General features: G+C 67.4%; 16 protein-coding genes. 12 read left to right on the forward strand and 4 right to left on the reverse strand.

The window, feature by feature from the left end; translation table 11 throughout:
* Positions 1-25 precede the first annotated feature (25 nt).
* Together ACRDTL_RS01450 and ACRDTL_RS01455 are read right to left on the reverse strand one after the other, a co-directional pair.
* Positions 26-1,231, reverse strand: coding sequence for a serine hydrolase domain-containing protein (locus ACRDTL_RS01450; protein WP_431504945.1), 1,206 nt, complete (start codon positions 1,229-1,231; stop codon positions 26-28).
* Positions 1,228-1,887: a class I SAM-dependent methyltransferase gene (locus ACRDTL_RS01455; protein ID WP_431504946.1), complete on the reverse strand. Its 660-nt coding sequence runs from the start codon at positions 1,885-1,887 to the stop codon at positions 1,228-1,230. Before ACRDTL_RS01455 ends, ACRDTL_RS01450 begins: the two co-directional genes overlap by 4 nt.
* A gap of 93 nt (positions 1,888-1,980) precedes the next feature.
* Between ACRDTL_RS01455 and pyrR the strand changes: the two genes are divergently transcribed.
* The 7 genes from pyrR to pyrF are packed head-to-tail and all read left to right on the forward strand — an operon-like array spanning position 1,981 to position 10,596.
* Positions 1,981-2,553: a bifunctional pyr operon transcriptional regulator/uracil phosphoribosyltransferase PyrR gene (gene pyrR / locus ACRDTL_RS01460; protein WP_431504947.1), complete on the forward strand. Its 573-nt coding sequence runs from the start codon at positions 1,981-1,983 to the stop codon at positions 2,551-2,553.
* Positions 2,550-3,509, forward strand: coding sequence for an aspartate carbamoyltransferase catalytic subunit (locus ACRDTL_RS01465; protein WP_431504948.1), 960 nt, complete (start codon positions 2,550-2,552; stop codon positions 3,507-3,509). The genes pyrR and ACRDTL_RS01465 overlap by 4 nt, the downstream gene beginning before the upstream one ends.
* The gene (locus ACRDTL_RS01470; protein WP_431504949.1) at positions 3,506-4,798 is read left to right on the forward strand and encodes a dihydroorotase; all 1,293 of its coding nucleotides are present in this window, start codon (positions 3,506-3,508) and stop codon (positions 4,796-4,798) included. The genes ACRDTL_RS01465 and ACRDTL_RS01470 overlap by 4 nt, the downstream gene beginning before the upstream one ends.
* Complete coding sequence (locus ACRDTL_RS01475) at positions 4,795-5,295, forward strand: transporter (protein WP_431504950.1); 501 nt, start codon at positions 4,795-4,797, stop codon at positions 5,293-5,295. Before ACRDTL_RS01470 ends, ACRDTL_RS01475 begins: the two co-directional genes overlap by 4 nt.
* Complete coding sequence (gene carA, locus ACRDTL_RS01480) at positions 5,292-6,434, forward strand: glutamine-hydrolyzing carbamoyl-phosphate synthase small subunit (protein ID WP_431504951.1); 1,143 nt, start codon at positions 5,292-5,294, stop codon at positions 6,432-6,434. The genes ACRDTL_RS01475 and carA overlap by 4 nt, the downstream gene beginning before the upstream one ends.
* The gene (gene carB / locus ACRDTL_RS01485) at positions 6,434-9,775 is read left to right on the forward strand and encodes a carbamoyl-phosphate synthase large subunit (RefSeq protein WP_431504952.1); all 3,342 of its coding nucleotides are present in this window, start codon (positions 6,434-6,436) and stop codon (positions 9,773-9,775) included. Before carA ends, carB begins: the two co-directional genes overlap by 1 nt.
* Before the next feature lie 2 nt (positions 9,776-9,777).
* The gene (gene pyrF, locus ACRDTL_RS01490) at positions 9,778-10,596 is read left to right on the forward strand and encodes an orotidine-5'-phosphate decarboxylase (RefSeq protein ID WP_431504953.1); all 819 of its coding nucleotides are present in this window, start codon (positions 9,778-9,780) and stop codon (positions 10,594-10,596) included.
* 87 nt (positions 10,597-10,683) lie between these two features.
* Here the strand turns inward: pyrF and ACRDTL_RS01495 are convergent, their stop codons facing one another.
* Positions 10,684-10,947 (reverse strand): hypothetical protein, encoded by a 264-nt coding sequence (locus ACRDTL_RS01495; RefSeq protein WP_431504954.1) that lies wholly within the window; start codon positions 10,945-10,947, stop codon positions 10,684-10,686.
* Positions 10,948-11,070: 123 nt separating this feature from the next.
* Positions 11,071-11,496 (reverse strand): TOBE domain-containing protein, encoded by a 426-nt coding sequence (locus tag ACRDTL_RS01500; protein ID WP_431504955.1) that lies wholly within the window; start codon positions 11,494-11,496, stop codon positions 11,071-11,073.
* 907 nt (positions 11,497-12,403) lie between these two features.
* On the opposite strand from ACRDTL_RS01500, the gene mihF reads away from it, so the two are divergent.
* The 5 genes from mihF to metK all read left to right on the forward strand — a co-directional run.
* Positions 12,404-12,721: an integration host factor, actinobacterial type gene (mihF, locus tag ACRDTL_RS01505; RefSeq protein ID WP_424076958.1), complete on the forward strand. Its 318-nt coding sequence runs from the start codon at positions 12,404-12,406 to the stop codon at positions 12,719-12,721.
* A gap of 22 nt (positions 12,722-12,743) precedes the next feature.
* On the forward strand, positions 12,744-13,370 hold the full coding sequence (gmk, locus tag ACRDTL_RS01510; protein WP_431504956.1) for a guanylate kinase: 627 nt from the start codon (positions 12,744-12,746) through the stop codon (positions 13,368-13,370).
* Between the two features lie 69 nt (positions 13,371-13,439).
* Positions 13,440-13,772: a DNA-directed RNA polymerase subunit omega gene (rpoZ, locus tag ACRDTL_RS01515; protein WP_431504957.1), complete on the forward strand. Its 333-nt coding sequence runs from the start codon at positions 13,440-13,442 to the stop codon at positions 13,770-13,772.
* Positions 13,773-13,822: 50 nt separating this feature from the next.
* On the forward strand, positions 13,823-15,073 hold the full coding sequence (gene coaBC / locus ACRDTL_RS01520; RefSeq protein ID WP_431504960.1) for a bifunctional phosphopantothenoylcysteine decarboxylase/phosphopantothenate--cysteine ligase CoaBC: 1,251 nt from the start codon (positions 13,823-13,825) through the stop codon (positions 15,071-15,073).
* An 81-nt stretch (positions 15,074-15,154) separates the two neighbouring features.
* Positions 15,155-16,203, forward strand: a 1,049-nt coding sequence (metK, locus tag ACRDTL_RS01525) for a methionine adenosyltransferase (RefSeq protein ID WP_431504958.1), incomplete at its 3' end; no start/stop codon positions are given.

Below are 16,203 nucleotides of genomic sequence, written 5' to 3' on the forward strand. Positions count from 1 at the left end.
AGTGATGCCCGGCCCGAGACAGCGACTACAAACCGAACGCGCGGTAGGTGCGGCGTACGAACTTCGGTTGCACCGCTTGCAATTTGGCCTGCGACGTGTTGCCGCCGACCGCGGCGGCGGCATCCGCGGACAGCACCGGATGGTTTTGAACAAAGTACAGCAGAATGAGATCCGCGGACGGGTCGGCTTGCCACCATGTCCCGTATGCGCCCGGCCAACTGAACGTGCCCAGCCCACCGGGCCCGAACAGCGGCGCCGACCTCGCCGGGTCGGTCACCACCGAGAGGTTCAGCCCGAACCCGCGGCCGATCCAAAACGGGGCGCCCAAGAACGGGTGTCGCTTCTGCTCCTCGGTGAGCCGGTCGGTGCGCATCGTCTGCGCGGCCTGGCGCGACAGCACCCGCACCCCGTCGAAAGTACCGTCGCCCAACAGCATTTCGATGAACCGCAGGTAGTCGTCGGCGGTTGACCACAGGCCGCCGCCGGCGTTACAGAATTCCGGTGGCGAGAGATGCGGCGGGCCCATCACGTCGTGGCGCAGCCGGTCATGCTCATCGAGCCGGTACATGGTCGATGCTCGGTGGCGCGCCTCCGCCGACACGGAGAACCCGGTGTCGCTCATGCCCAGCGGCCGCAGGAGCCGCTCGTCGAGCACCCGGTGGAACGGCTTGCCCTCGATCCGCGACACCAGCACCCCGAGTACGTCGATGGCATGACTGTAGGTCAGTCGCTCACCCGGCTGGTGCACCAACGGCAACTCGGCAAGCGCGGCCAGCCAGGTATCGGGCCCCCGGCCGAACGGAAGCCGGAAGTACTCCCGCGAGATCGGTCCGGCGGCGGTGAATCCGTATGCCAGGCCGCTGGTATGGGTGAGCAGATCCTCGACCAGGATCGCGCGCTGCGCCGGATGGGTTTTCTCCAGCGGACCGTTCGGGTCGTCGAGCACCCGCACCTCGGTGAACTCCGGCAGCCAGCGCGCAATCGGTTCGCGCAACGCCAACTTGCCATCGTCGACCAGGCTCATCGCGGCGGCGACGGTGACCGGCTTGGTCATCGACGCGATGCGAAACAGTGTGTCGCGCAGCATCGGCAGGCCGGCGTCGACGTCGCGGTAGCCGATCTCGTTGACCTGCACCATTTCTCCGCGCCGCCAGACCATCGTCACCGCACCGGCGAGCAGGCCGGTGTCGCAGGCCTCCCGGATGGAGGCCTGATTGCCGTCGAGATTCATGACCGCCGCTGTGCACGAACGAGCCAGAACGCCATCTCGATCTCGGTGCCGTCCTCCTCGCGGCGCACCGCGAACGGCTCCAGCGATACCACGTCCCAACCCGCACTACCGAGGACGTCGCGCAGCGTCTGCTCGGATACCGTCGGTCGCGGACGCTCCGGGTCCGCCGGGTTGGCGTCAGAAAAGCAGCTGAGCAACAGGGTGGCACCGTCCCTGGTGGCCCTGTGCACCGCCGTGGCGTAGTCGCGCTTGCCGTCGTCGTCGAGGCAGTGGAACATGCCGCTGTCGATGACGGTGTCGAACGCGTCGGTGTAGCCATCCAGCTTGGTCGAGTCGGCCACCGCGAACGTTACGTTCACCCCAGCGTCCCGGGCGCGGCGCTCGGCGGTGGTCAACGCGGTCGGGGAGATGTCCAGCCCGGTGACCTTGAACCCTTGCCGGGCCAGGTACACGGCGTTGTCGCCGAGCCCGCAGCCGATATCGAGAACGTCACCATGAACGAGCCCCCGCTGGTGCCAGGAGACGACGCTCTCCTTAGGCGCCTTGGTGTCCCACGGTGGCGTCGTCACCGCCGGCATGCCCTCGGCCGGGCTCTCACCGCGGTAGAGGGCGTCGAAATCGATCCGAGGGAAACCCGAGGATGCGGAGCCTGTCATTTTCGCAAGGGTAGCTGGCAGTGCTACGCTGCCGGTCAGTCGACATCCTTTAACGATCCGTCCGGTGAGGCGGAGAAGGAGGTCAAGGTCTCGATGGGTGCTGCGGGTGACACCGGCACCGGCCGCGAATTGATGTCGGCGGCCGACGTGGGTCGCACCATTTCTCGGATCGCGCACCAGATCATCGAGAAGACCGCGCTCGACGGCGCCGAGGCGCCGCGGGTGGTGCTGCTGGGTATCCCGACCCGCGGGGTGACGCTGGCCGAGCGGTTGGCCGCCCATATCGGCGAATTCTCCGGTGGCCAGTCTTCCAACGTCGCGTGGGGTGCGTTGGACATCACGCTGTACCGCGACGACCTGATGATGCAGCCGCCGCGTCCGCTGGAGGCCACCTCGATCCCGGCCGGCGGCATCGACGACGCGCTGGTGATCCTCGTCGACGACGTGTTGTACTCCGGGCGCTCGGTGCGCTCCGCGCTGGACGCGCTGCGTGACATCGGCCGGCCGCGGGCCGTGCAGTTGGCGGTGCTGGTTGACCGCGGCCACCGCGAACTGCCGCTGCGCGCCGACTACGTCGGCAAAAACGTGCCGACCTCGCGCAGCGAGAGCGTGCATGTGCTGCTGCGCGAACACGACGGCTGCGACGGGGTGGTGATCTCCCGATGAGCAGGCATCTGCTGGCGGCCGGCGACCTGAGCCGCGACGACGCCACCGCCATCCTCGACGACGCCGACCGGTTCGCCGACGCGCTGGTGGGCCGCGAGATTCGTAAGCTGCCCACACTGCGCGGCCGCACCGTGGTCACGATGTTCTACGAGAACTCGACCCGTACCCGGGTGTCGTTCGAGGTGGCGGGCAAGTGGATGAGCGCCGATGTGATCAACGTCAGTTCGGCGGGATCGTCGGCCGCCAAAGGCGAATCGCTGCGCGACACCGCGCTGACGCTGCGTGCCGCCGGCGCCGACGCCCTGGTGATCCGGCATCCGGCGTCGGGAGCTGCCCACCGGCTCGCCGACTGGACCGCCACCGACGCGGGCACCGGTCCGTCGGTGATCAACGCCGGCGACGGCACCCACGAGCATCCGACCCAGGCGCTGTTGGACGCGCTGACCATCCGGCAGCGACTCGGCGGCATCGACGGACGGCGGGTGGTGATCGTCGGCGACATCCTGCACAGCCGGGTCGCCCGGTCCGACGTCATGCTGCTGGCCACCCTGGGCGCCGAGGTGGTGCTGGTGGCGCCACCGACTCTGCTGCCGGTGGGAGTGGCCGACTGGCCGGTCACCGTCTCCTACGACCTGGACGCCGAACTGCCCGCCGCCGACGCGGCGCTGATGCTGCGGGTGCAGGCCGAACGGATGACCGGCGGCTTCTTCCCGTCGGCGCGGGAATACTCGGTGCTCTACGGTCTGTCCGACCGGCGCCAGGCGATGTTGCCCGGCCACGCCGTGGTGCTGCATCCGGGCCCGATGCTGCGCGGCATGGAGATCGCATCGTCGGTGGCGGACTCGTCGCAATCGGCGGTGCTGCAGCAGGTTTCCAACGGAGTGCATGTGCGGATGGCGGTGCTGTTCCATCTGCTCGTGGGGACGGGGGTTGGCGAAAAAGTGGTTGTGGCATGAGTGTGCTGATCCGCGGTGTGCGCCGCTACGGCGAGCGGGATCGGGTCGACGTGCTCGTCGACGACGGGCAGATCGCCGACATCGGTGCCGGGCTTGAAATCCCCAAAGACGCCGACGTCCTCGACACAACCGGGCAGGTGCTGCTGCCCGGGCTGGTCGACCTGCACACCCACCTACGCGAACCGGGCCGCGAATACGCCGAGGACATCGAAACCGGTTCGGCGGCAGCGGCTCTCGGTGGCTACACCGCGGTGTTCGCGATGGCCAACACCACCCCGGTGGCCGACAGCGCGGTGGTCACCGACCACGTCTGGCACCGCGGCCAGCAGGTCGGGCTGGTCGACGTGCATCCGGTCGGCGCGGTCACCGTCGGACTGGCCGGAACCCAGCTCACCGAGATGGGCATGATGGCCGCGGGCGCAGCGCGGGTGCGGATGTTCTCCGACGACGGAAAATGCGTGCACGACCCGCTGGTGATGCGTCGCGCCCTGGAATATGCGACGGGCCTGGGGGTGCTGATCGCCCAGCACGCCGAGGAGCCGCGGCTGACCGTCGGCGCGGTTGCACACGAGGGCCCCAGTGCGGCGAGGCTGGGGCTGACGGGCTGGCCGCGGGCCGCCGAGGAGTCGATCGTCGCCCGCGACGCTCTGCTGGCCCGCGACGCCGGCGCCCGGATACACATCTGCCACGCGTCGACCGCGGGCACCGTCGAGATCCTGAAATGGGCTAAAGCCCAGGGTATTTCGATCACCGCCGAGGTTACCCCGCATCATCTGTTGCTGGACGACAGCCGACTTGCCAGCTACGACGGCATGAACCGGGTGAACCCGCCGCTTCGCGAGTCCGCCGACGCGGTTGCGCTGCGTCAAGCGCTGGCCGACGGGGTAATCGACTGTGTGGCCACCGATCACGCCCCGCACGCCGAGCACGAGAAATGCGTCGAGTTCGCTGCCGCGCTCCCGGGCATGCTGGGGTTGCAGACCGCGCTGTCGGTGGTGGTGGCCACGATGGTGCAGCCGGGCTTGCTGACCTGGCGCGACGTGGCCCGGGTGATGAGCGAGAACCCCGCCCGCATCGCCGGACTGCCCGACCAGGGCCGGCCGCTGGAGATCGGCGAACCCGCCAACCTCACCCTGGTCGACCCGGACGCCGGCTGGACGGTGGCGGGGGCCGAACTGGCCAGCCGATCGGCGAACACGCCGTACGAGTCGATGACGTTGCCGGCCACGGTGACCGCGACGCTGTTGCGCGGCAAGGTTACCGCCCGCGACGGGAAGATTGTGACATGAACTCTTCGACGCTGGTCGGGTCGCTGATTTTCGCCGCGGTGCTCGCGGTGCTGATCGCGTTCGTGATCCAGTTGATGGTCCGCGGCTGGCGACGCCGTGGGGAGCGGCAGGCCACGCTGATCGGCACGCTGCCAGCGGTGCCGGACACGGTGGGCACGCCGACGGTCGCACCCACCCGCGGCCTCTATTGCGGTTGCACGCTGTCGCCGGCCTGGAACGAGCGGATCACGGCCAGCGATCTCGGCTACCGCAGTAAGGCGGTGCTCACGCGTTATCCCGAGGGCATCATGGTGCAGCGCAGCGGCGCCAGCCCGATCTGGATTCCGCAGGAGTCGATCAAAGCCATCCGCATGGAGCGCGGCATCGCCGGTAAGGTCGTGGCCCGCATCGGCATCCTGGCTATCCGATGGCGGCTGCCGTCGAACGTCGAGATCGACATCGGGTTTCGGGCAAACAATCGCAGTGAATACGCCCGCTGGCTGCAGGAGGCGCAGTGACAAAAGCGGTGCTGGTTCTCGAAGACGGCCGGATCTTCACCGGCACGCCGTTCGGCGCGCTCGGCGAGACCCTCGGCGAAGCCGTGTTCTCCACCGGCATGTCCGGCTATCAGGAGACCCTGACCGACCCCAGTTACCACCGCCAGATCGTGGTGGCCACCGCGCCGCAGATCGGCAACACCGGCTGGAACGACCAGGATGCCGAGAGCCGGGGTAAGCGGATCTGGGTCGCCGGCTACGCGGTGCGTGATGCCTCGCCCCGCGCCTCGAACTGGCGGGCCACCGGCACGCTGGAGGACGAACTGGCCCGCCAGCGCATCGTCGGGATCGCCGGCATCGACACCCGCGCCGTGGTGCGGCATCTGCGCAGCCGCGGCTCGATGAAGGCCGGTGTGTTCTCCGGGCCATCGCTCGCCGAGCCTGCAGAGCTGATCCGGCGAGTGCGCGGCCAACAGCCGATGCTGGGTGCCGACCTGGCCGGCCAGGTCAGCACCGCAGGCACGTACGTCGTGGAACCCGAGGGCCCGCACCGGTTTACCGTTGCTGCGGTCGATCTCGGCATCAAGACCAACACCCCGCGCAATTTCGCCCGGCGCGGAATTCGCAGCCACGTGCTGCCGTCGTCGGTCACCTTCGAGCAGATCGCCGAGCTGAATCCGAACGGGGTGTTTTTGTCCAACGGACCTGGCGATCCGGCCACCGCCGACCACATAGTCGGTGTGACCCGCGATGTGCTGAGCGCCGGGATCCCGTTGTTCGGTATCTGTTTCGGCAATCAGATCCTCGGCCGGGCGCTGGGCCTGTCAACCTACAAGATGGTGTTCGGCCATCGCGGCATCAACATCCCGGTCATCGATCACGCCACCGGTCGGGTGGCGGTGACCGCGCAGAACCACGGCTTCGCGCTGGAGGGTGAGGCCGGACAGTCCTTCGACACACCCTTCGGTTCGGCGGTGGTGAGCCACACCTGCGCCAATGACGGCGTCGTCGAAGGTGTAAAACTCGCTAGCGGCCAGGCCTTTTCGGTGCAATACCACCCGGAGGCCGCGGCCGGACCACACGACGCGGAATACCTGTTCGACCAGTTCGTCGACCTGATGGCAGGGGTGGGCCCCCAACTTGCGGGGGGAGGCCGCTGATGCCGCGTCGTACCGGTCTGCGCCACGTCCTGGTGATCGGCTCCGGGCCGATTGTCATCGGGCAGGCGTGCGAGTTCGACTATTCCGGTACCCAGGCCTGCCGAGTGTTGCGCGCCGAGGGACTGCAGGTCAGCCTGGTCAACTCCAACCCGGCCACGATCATGACCGACCCCGAGTACGCCGACCACACGTATGTCGAGCCGATCACCCCGGCCTTCGTGGAACGGGTCATCGCCCAGCAAGCCGAGCGCGGCAACAAGATCGACGCGTTGCTGGCCACCCTGGGTGGACAGACCGCGCTCAACACCGCGGTCGCGCTGTATGAGAACGGGGTGCTGGAGCGCTATGGTGTCAAGCTCATCGGCGCTGATTTCGAGGCCATCCAACGCGGCGAGGACCGGCAGCGATTCAAGGATATCGTCGCCAAGGTCGGTGGCGAATCGGCGCGCAGCCGGGTGTGTTTCACTCTGGACGAGGTCCGCGAGACGGTCGCCGAGTTGGGGTTACCCGTCGTCATTCGCCCATCCTTCACCATGGGCGGCCTGGGATCGGGGATGGCGCACAGCGCCGATGAGGTCGAGCGGATGGCCGGCGCCGGGCTGGCCGCGTCACCGAGCGCCAATGTACTCATCGAGGAATCCATCTACGGCTGGAAGGAATTCGAGCTCGAGCTGATGCGCGACGGCCATGACAACGTCGTGGTGGTGTGCTCGATCGAGAACGTCGACCCGATGGGGGTGCACACCGGCGACTCGGTGACCGTCGCGCCGGCCATGACGCTGACCGACCGGGAATACCAGCGGATGCGGGATCTGGCCATCGCGGTCCTGCGCGAGGTCGGCGTCGACACCGGCGGCTGCAACATCCAGTTCGCGGTCAATCCACACGACGGCCGACTGATCGTCGTCGAGATGAATCCGCGGGTGTCGCGGTCAAGTGCGTTGGCGTCCAAGGCTACCGGCTTCCCGATCGCCAAGATCGCTGCCAAACTGGCCATCGGCTACACCCTTGACGAGATTCTCAACGACATCACCAAGGAGACCCCGGCCTGCTTCGAACCCACCCTGGACTATGTCGTGGTCAAGGCGCCGCGGTTCGCGTTCGAGAAGTTCCCGGGTGCGGACCCGACGCTGACCACCACGATGAAATCGGTGGGCGAGGCAATGTCGATGGGCCGCAACTTTGTCGAAGCGCTGGGCAAGGTGATGCGGTCGCTGGAAACCAGCCGCGCCGGGTTCTGGACGAAGCCGGACCCCGCCGGGGAGGTCGACGGGGTGCTCGAGCGGCTGCGCACACCGACCGAGGGCCGGCTCTACGACATCGAGCTCGCACTGCGGCTGGGGGCTTCGGTGGAGCAGGTAGCAGAGTCCTCTGGAGTCGACCCGTGGTTCGTCGCGCAGATCGCCGAATTGGTCACGCTACGGGCCGAGTTGATCGACGCCGCGGTGCTGGATGCGGATCTGCTGCGACGCGCTAAACACAGCGGGTTGTCGGACCGCCAGATCGCCGCGCTGCGACCGGAATTGGCCGGCGAGAACGGTGTGCGGTCGCTGCGCGGGCGGCTCGGCATCCACCCGGTGTACAAGACCGTGGACACCTGCGCTGCGGAGTTCGAGGCCAGGACGCCGTATCACTACAGCAGCTACGAACTCGACTCCGCCGCCGAAACCGAGGTGGCGCCGCAGGACGAAAAACCCAAGGTCCTCATCCTCGGCTCCGGCCCCAACCGGATCGGGCAGGGCATCGAGTTCGACTACAGCTGCGTGCACGCCGCGACCACGTTGAGCCAGGCCGGGTTCGAGACGGTGATGGTCAACTGCAACCCGGAGACGGTGTCCACCGACTACGACACCGCCGACCGGCTGTATTTCGAGCCGCTGACCTTCGAGGATGTTTTGGAGGTCTTCCACGCCGAGCAGCAATCGGCATGCGACGGCCCCGGTGTGGTTGGCGTGATCGTGCAACTCGGCGGTCAGACCCCACTCGCGCTTGCGCAGCGACTTGCCGACGCCGGGGTGCCGATTGTCGGGACCCCGCCGCAGGCCATCGATTTGGCCGAAGACCGGGGCGCGTTCGGCGACGTGCTGACCGCCGCCGGGTTGCCGGCGCCGCGGTACGGCACCGCGACCACGTTCGAGCAGGCTCGCCGGATCGCAGCCGAGATCGGCTATCCGGTGCTGGTCCGGCCGTCGTACGTGCTGGGTGGCCGCGGTATGGAGATCGTCTACGACGACGAAACGCTGAAGGGCTATATCGCCCGCGCCACCGAACTTTCCCCCGAACACCCGGTGCTGGTGGACCGCTTCCTCGAGGACGCCATCGAGATCGACGTCGACGCGCTCTGTGACGGCGCCGAGGTCTACATCGGCGGAATCATGGAGCACATCGAGGAAGCCGGCATCCACTCCGGTGACTCGGCCTGTGCCCTGCCCCCGGTGACATTGGGCCGCACCGATGTCGAAAAGGTACGCAGCGCGACCGAGGCCATCGCACACGGCATCGGGGTGGTCGGACTGCTCAATGTGCAATTCGCGCTCAAAGACGACGTGTTGTATGTGCTGGAGGCCAACCCGCGGGCCAGTCGCACGGTGCCGTTCGTCTCTAAAGCGACCGCTATACCGCTTGCCAAAGCCTGCGCGCGGATCATGTTGGGCGCCACCATTCCCCAGTTGCGCGAAGAGGGATTGCTGGTGCCAGCCGGCGATGGGGCCAGCGTGCCGCCGGACGCCCCGGTCGCGGTCAAGGAAGCCGTGTTGCCGTTTCACCGGTTCCGGACCGCCGACGGCTCGGGTGTCGACTCGCTGCTGGGGCCGGAGATGAAATCGACCGGCGAGGTGATGGGCATCGATCGCGACTTCGGCAGCGCATTCGCCAAGAGCCAAACCGCCGCCTATGGGTCATTGCCGGCCCAAGGTACCGTGTTCGTGTCGGTGGCCAACCGGGACAAACGGTCGCTGGTATTCCCGGTCAAGCGGCTGGCCGACTTGGGCTTCCGGGTACTTGCGACCGAAGGCACCGCGGAGATGCTGCGCCGCAACGGGATTCCCTGCAACGAGGTCCGGAAGCATTCCGAACCGCCACAGCCGGGACGCCCCACCATGTCCGCGGTAGACGCGATCCGCGCCGGCGAGGTCGACATGGTGATCAACACGCCCTACGGTAACTCCGGCCCGCGTATCGATGGCTATGAGATCCGTTCGGCCGCAGTATCAATGAACATCCCGTGTGTGACGACGGTGCAGGGTGCCTCAGCGGCCGTTCAGGGCATCGAAGCCGGTATTCGCGGCGTCATCGGGGTGCGCTCACTGCAGGAACTGCACAGCGCCATCGGCGGCCGGTAGCCGTGGCCGGGTTCGGCGCCAGGCTCGCCGAGGCGAGGTCGTGCCGCGGGCCGTTGTGCCTCGGTATCGATCCGCACCCTGGGCTGCTGGCGGCTTGGGGTCTGCCTTCGACGCCGGACGGCCTGGCCGCCTTCGCCGACAGATGCGTAGCGGCGTTCGCCGGATTCGCTCTCGTCAAGCCGCAGGTGGGTTTCTTCGAGGCCTATGGCTCGGCCGGCTACGCGGTCCTGGAGCGCACCATCGCCGCGCTGCACGCCGCCGGGGTGCTGGTGCTGGCCGATGCCAAGCGGGGCGATATCGGTTCGACGATGGCTGCCTATGCGGCGGCCTGGGTGGGTGATTCCCCGCTGGCGGCCGATGCGGTGACCGCATCGCCTTATCTGGGGTTCGGTGCGCTGCGGCCGCTGCTGGATCTCGCCGCCGAGCGGGACCGCGGGGTCTTCGTCCTGGCGGCCACGTCGAATCCGGACGGAGCAAGCGTGCAGCGCGCCACCAGCGCCGGTCGCAGTGTCGCGCAGGCCATCGTCGATGACGTTGCGGCATGGAACCGGGCACCGCAGCCCGGGTCGGTGGGCGTTGTCGTCGGTGCCACGCTGAGCGAGGTACCCGATCTCAGCGACCTGAACGGCCCGGTGTTGGTGCCGGGCATCGGCGCGCAGGGCGGTCGGCCCGACGCGCTGATGGGCCTCGGCGGAGCGGACCCAGACCAGTTGTGGCCCGCGGTATCCCGCGAGGTGCTACGGGCCGGGCCGGACGTCGACGCGCTGCGAACGGCCGGGGAGCGGATGCGCGAGGCTGTCGGCTACCTGGCCGCGGGTTAGCGTGAAGTCCACGATTCGTCGACACGGCTGAAAGGTGGGTCACCCTGCGGCGACCCACCTTTCAGGCAAGGGGAAGTGCCGATGTTGTCAGCGGCGGCCCGACGTGGGAGTGACCTGCGCGGGGTGGTGCTTGAGTTCCTTCTTGTCTTGCTTGAGGACCTTTTTCCGATCGTGGTGGTCGAGCTTGATGTCAGTGCCCGGCTGCGGGGTGGGCGTTCCCCTGCTGGTAGCGAACGGTGTATTGCCTGGTGCGGGAGCCGCGTTCGCCGTTGCGATACCGGTACCCAAGAGTCCAGCAAGTCCAACGCCTGCCGCGATTGAACCCGCGCAGATGATACGTTTCACGTCCATGGTGTCAACTTCGTTCTTTCTCAATATGTTTGGCGTTCGTCGCGACAAACACGACATTAACCGCCAGAACTACGGAAATACTGAGTTGACTATGGGAGTTAGCTGGCAATGCCTTGCCCGCATCTAGTCGTCAACGACGGAATCAGAAGAGTGGTTCGGTGTTTCGACGATCACGGTGGTGGCCTTGACAACTGCCACCGCAACGGTGCCGGGCTTGAGGTTCAATTCGTGCGCGGCATCGGTGCTCATCAGTGATACGACGGTATAAGGCCCACACTGCATTTCGACTTGGGTCATGACCCTGTCCGTGACCACCTTGGTGACCAACCCGACGAAGCGGTTGCGCGCCGAACTGCCGACACCCAGCGGATTGGGGGGCAGTGCAGGTGCATTGGTGCGCGAGAACTCAGCCAGGACTTCCCCGGAGATCACCTTGCGACCGGCGTGGTCCTGACTGGCTGACAACGTGCCTTGGTCGATCCAGCGCCGCACGGTGTCGTCACTGACCCCCAGCAGCTCCGCCGCCTCACGGATCCGCATCGTCGTCATGGCCCGATCCTAACTGCACAGATGTGGCAGAGGCCGGTCAATTAACCGCGAACACGGTGATGGACGGACTTTGGGTCCGCAGTTGCGAATCCCGCACGCCCGCCGACGCCCACCCGCTGGTGCGTTACTGGCGGGGGGCCTGGTCCACCGCGCCGCTGCACTCATCGGTCGGGTGGCCTAGCCGCGCACAGGCGTCTCGGGCAATCCGTTCCGCGTCGGCCGGTGTTTGTTGGATACCGGTGTCGGCCTGCCAGATGTATCCGCGCCCCTGGTCAGCCAGGCACCGAACGGTGGTGCCGGCAGTCGAGACGGTTGTTTGGTTGAGTTGGCCGCCGACGCAGCTAGAGCCCACCGCTGGATTTTCGGCCCTCGCCGGTGCGGCCGGCGCTAACGCCAGCGCCACCGCGAGAGCGGCAATTACCTTCCACTTCACCTTGGCATCCCTACCCGCGCAGTAGCGCCGCCAAACCGTCTGCGGATCGCGGCCGGTCAACCACCTACTACACAACGTAGTCGAACGGTCTCGGGTGGATCCAGGTCGTGCGGTGGGCGCTTTGACACGCGCGACACGCCGTGACGTGCGAAATTGGTAATTTTGGCTTGTCCGGCCTCGTCGAGCACCCGGGTCGCCGCATAACGGTGCTGGCGCTGGATTCGGACGCGATGCCAAAATGCCTGCTAGACAGCATGATCCCGGCGTTGAACAGCAGATTGCGGCTGGTGAGGCGGCGCCGGACGGCCCCGCGCGCGGCGACTCCGGCATGCCGGTGGAGAGGCCCACACGCTGGGCCTTTGTGGCTTCTGGCAGGGGGGCGGGTTAGATTTCGTCAGACAGCCTGGGTACGGTCGTCTCCGCTAGCCGGAGTATCCGGCGAAGACAAACCCAGATCGATGAGATGGAGGAATTGTGGCCCTTCCCCAGTTGACCGACGAGCAGCGCGCGGCCGCGTTAGAGAAGGCCGCTGCCGCACGTCGAGCACGAGCCGAGCTCAAGGATCGCCTCAAGCGTGGCGGCACCAACCTCAAGCAGGTCCTCAAGGACGCCGAGACCAATGAGGTCTTCGGCAAGATGAAGGTGTCTGCGCTGCTGGAGGCGTTGCCGAAGGTAGGCAAGGTCAAGGCGCAGGAAATCATGACCGAGCTTGAAATCGCACCGACCCGCCGCCTGCGGGGTCTCGGCGATCGTCAGCGCAAGGCGCTGCTGGAAAAGTTCGACTTCTCCTAGCCCGTCCTGGCCTGGAGAGTCGGTGAGCGCCGGCGGGGGACCGGGCGGCGCGCGCGACCAGCGTCAACGGCCGATGGCCGCAGGGCGCGTGGTCGTGTTGTCCGGTCCCTCCGCGGTCGGCAAATCGACGCTGGTCCGTTGTCTACGAGAACGGATTCCCGACCTGCGCTTTTCCGTGTCGGCGACGACACGGGCGCCGCGTCCGGGCGAGGTCGACGGCGTCGATTACCATTTTGTGACCGGTGCCCACTTCCAGCAGCTGATCGAGGCGGGTGCGCTGCTGGAGTGGGCTGAGATCCACGGCGGGCTGCACCGGTCCGGCACGCTGGCTGAGCCGGTCCGCGAGGCCGCCGCTTCCGGGTATCCGGTGCTGATCGAGGTGGACCTGGCCGGGGCTCGCGCGGTCAAGCAGGCGATGCCGGAAGCGATCACGGTGTTCCTCGCCCCGCCGAGCTGGGAGGCACTGGAGGCGCGATTGGCCGGCCGCGGCACCGAGACGCCGGAGGTGATTAGCCGTCGGCTCACCACCGCCCGGGCCGAATTGGCAGCTCAGGCAGACTTTGACCAGGTCGTGGTGAACAGCCGATTGGAAACCGCCTGCTCGGAATTGGTATCCTTGCTGGCAGGAACCGCGCCGGGCACGGCGTGATCCGCTATCTAGCCTCGACTCAGCCGATCGAGTATTCGCCGCTCTATTGCCGTCAGGAGAAAGACTTACGTGGGTACGCCACAATCCGACACGCCGGTGGCCGCTGTCTCCGCCGTCGATCAATTTGAATCGGCACCGGGCGCAGCCGGTGCCTACGACACCCCGCTGGGCATCACCAACCCGCCCATCGACGAGCTGCTGGAACGCGTATCGAGTAAGTACGCGCTGGTGATCTACGCGGCCAAGCGGGCGCGGCAGATCAACGATTACTACAACCAGCTCGGCGAGGGCATCCTCGAATACGTCGGGCCGCTGGTCGAGCCGGGACTGCAGGAAAAGCCGCTGTCGATCGCGTTGCGGGAGATCCACGCCGACCTGCTTGAGCACACCGAAGGCGAGTAGCGGAGTCGAGGCGGGCTTGCCATGGGCCTCTCGGGCGAAGAGCGGACGTGATGGAGCGCAAGCGAATCATCGTCGGCGTGTCCGGGGGCATCGCCGCCTATAAGGCGTGCACCGTCGTTCGACAGCTCGCCGAAGCCGGTCACCGGGTCCGGGTCATCCCGACCGAATCCGCACTACGCTTCGTCGGGGCCGCCAGCTTCGAGGCATTGTCCGGTGAACCGGTGCACACCGATGTTTTCGAAGACGTTCCACTGGTGCCGCACGTCGCCATCGGTCAGGGAGCCGACCTGGTCCTCGTGGCGCCGGCCACCGCCGATCTGTTGGCCCGGGCCGTCGCCGGACGGGCCGACGACCTGCTGACCGCCACTCTGCTGACCGCTCGCTGTCCGGTGCTGTTCGCCCCGGCCATGCACACCGAGATGTGGTTGCACCCGGCGACCGTTGACAACGTCGCCACGCTGCGCCGCCGCGGCGCGATCGTGCTGGAACCGGCATCCGGGCGGCTCACCGGCGCCGACAGCGGCGCGGGCCGGCTGCCCGAGGCCGAGGAGATCACCACGCTGGCCCACCTGCTGCTGGAGCGCCACGACGCGCTGCCCTACGACTTGGCCGGCTGCAAGCTGCTGGTGACCGCGGGCGGAACCCGCGAGCCGATCGACCCGGTGCGGTTCATCGGCAACCGCAGCTCGGGGAAGCAGGGCTATGCGGTGGCGCGGGTCGCCGCCCAGCGCGGCGCCGAGGTCACGCTGATCGTCGGGCACACCGTCGGGCTCGTCGACCCTGCCGGCGTCGACGTGGTGCACGTCAGCTCGGCCCAGCAGTTGCGCGACGCGGTGTCCAAGCACGCCCCGGACGCGCACGTGCTGGTGATGGCCGCCGCCGTCGCCGATTTCCGGCCGGCCCGGGTTGCCACCGCCAAGATCAAAAAGGGCACCGGGGAGGACGACCAGCCCCCCACGATCGACTTGGTCCGCAACGACGACGTCTTGGCCGCCGCGGTGCGCGCCCGCGCCGACGGGCAGCTGCCCAACATGCGGGCGATTGTCGGGTTCGCCGCCGAGACCGGTGACGCAAACGGTGACGTACTGTTCCACGCCCGGGCCAAACTGCGCCGCAAGGGTTGTGATCTGTTGGTGGTCAACGCCGTCGGCGAAGGCAAAGCCTTCGAGGTGGACAGCAACGACGGCTGGCTGCTAGCGTCCGACGGCGCCGAGTCCGCGCTTCAGCACGGCTCCAAGACGTTGATGGCCAGTCGTATCGTGGACGCAATCGTCACCTTTCTGCACGGCGGCAACGGGTAAGCCCACCCGGGCGCAGGCCAGGCCGGTCGGGGCGGGCTACACAACGGTATTAGTGACGATATAATTCGCCTAACTAACATTTTGTCTCAGGACGGGAAGGATGCCAGCGTGAGCGATCGGCTGTTCACCAGTGAGTCGGTGACCGAGGGACATCCGGACAAGATCTGCGACGCGATCAGCGACTCGGTGCTCGACGCGCTCCTGACGGACGACCCCGGGTCCCGAGTCGCCGTCGAGACGATGGTCACCACCGGCCAGGTGCACGTCGCCGGTGAGGTGACGACGACCGCCAAGGAGGCCTTCGCCGAGATCACCGACACGGTCCGCAGCCGCATCCTCGAGATCGGTTACGACTCGTCCGACAAGGGCTTCGACGGCGCCTCGTGCGGGGTGAACATCGCCATCGGCGCGCAGTCGCCCGATATCGCGCAGGGCGTCGACGCTGCCCACGAGGCCCGCGTGGAGGGTGCCGCGGACCCCCTGGACGCGCAGGGTGCCGGCGATCAGGGGCTGATGTTCGGCTACGCGATCACCGACACCCCGGAGATGATGCCGCTGCCCATCGCGCTGGCGCACCGGTTGTCACGCCGGCTGAGCGAGGTCCGCAAGGGCGGTGTGCTGCCGTATCTGCGCCCGGACGGCAAAACGCAGGTCACCATCGCCTACGAGGACAACACCCCGGTGCGGCTGGACACCGTCGTCATCTCCACCCAGCACGCCGCCGACATCGACCTGGACAACACGCTCACTCCCGACATCCGGGAAAAGGTACTCAACACCGTGCTCAACGACCTGGCGCACGACACCCTGGACAGCTCGGCGACGCGGCTGCTGGTCAACCCGACCGGCAAATTCGTCCTCGGCGGGCCGATGGGTGACGCCGGTCTGACCGGCCGCAAGATTATCGTCGATACTTATGGCGGCTGGGGCCGGCACGGCGGTGGCGCGTTCAGCGGAAAAGATCCGACGAAGGTCGATCGCAGCGCCGCCTACATGGCTCGGCATGTAGCCAAAAACATCGTGGCCGCCGAGCTGGCCGAGCGCTGCGAAGTGCAGCTGGCCTATGCCATCGGCGTCTCGCAGCCCGTCAGCGTGCATGTCGATACCGAGGGCACCGGCAAGCTCGACGA

The organism is Mycobacterium sp. (genome assembly GCF_050700595.1).
Lineage (GTDB): Bacteria > Actinomycetota > Actinomycetes > Mycobacteriales > Mycobacteriaceae > Mycobacterium.

Excerpts from the sequence above, each read along its gene's own strand:
- ACRDTL_RS01450 (WP_431504945.1), bottom strand. The coding sequence starts at position 1,231 with ATGAATCTCGACGGCAATCAGGCCTCCATCCGGGAGGCCTGCGACACC.
- ACRDTL_RS01455 (WP_431504946.1), bottom strand. The coding sequence starts at position 1,887 with ATGACAGGCTCCGCATCCTCGGGTTTCCCTCGGATCGATTTCGACGCC.
- pyrR (WP_431504947.1), top strand. The coding sequence starts at position 1,981 with ATGGGTGCTGCGGGTGACACCGGCACCGGCCGCGAATTGATGTCGGCG.
- ACRDTL_RS01465 (WP_431504948.1), top strand. The coding sequence starts at position 2,550 with ATGAGCAGGCATCTGCTGGCGGCCGGCGACCTGAGCCGCGACGACGCC.
- ACRDTL_RS01470 (WP_431504949.1), top strand. The coding sequence starts at position 3,506 with ATGAGTGTGCTGATCCGCGGTGTGCGCCGCTACGGCGAGCGGGATCGG.
- ACRDTL_RS01475 (WP_431504950.1), top strand. The coding sequence starts at position 4,795 with ATGAACTCTTCGACGCTGGTCGGGTCGCTGATTTTCGCCGCGGTGCTC.
- carB (WP_431504952.1), top strand. The coding sequence starts at position 6,434 with ATGCCGCGTCGTACCGGTCTGCGCCACGTCCTGGTGATCGGCTCCGGG.
- ACRDTL_RS01495 (WP_431504954.1), bottom strand. The coding sequence starts at position 10,947 with ATGGACGTGAAACGTATCATCTGCGCGGGTTCAATCGCGGCAGGCGTT.
- ACRDTL_RS01500 (WP_431504955.1), bottom strand. The coding sequence starts at position 11,496 with ATGACGACGATGCGGATCCGTGAGGCGGCGGAGCTGCTGGGGGTCAGT.
- coaBC (WP_431504960.1), top strand. The coding sequence starts at position 13,823 with ATGGAGCGCAAGCGAATCATCGTCGGCGTGTCCGGGGGCATCGCCGCC.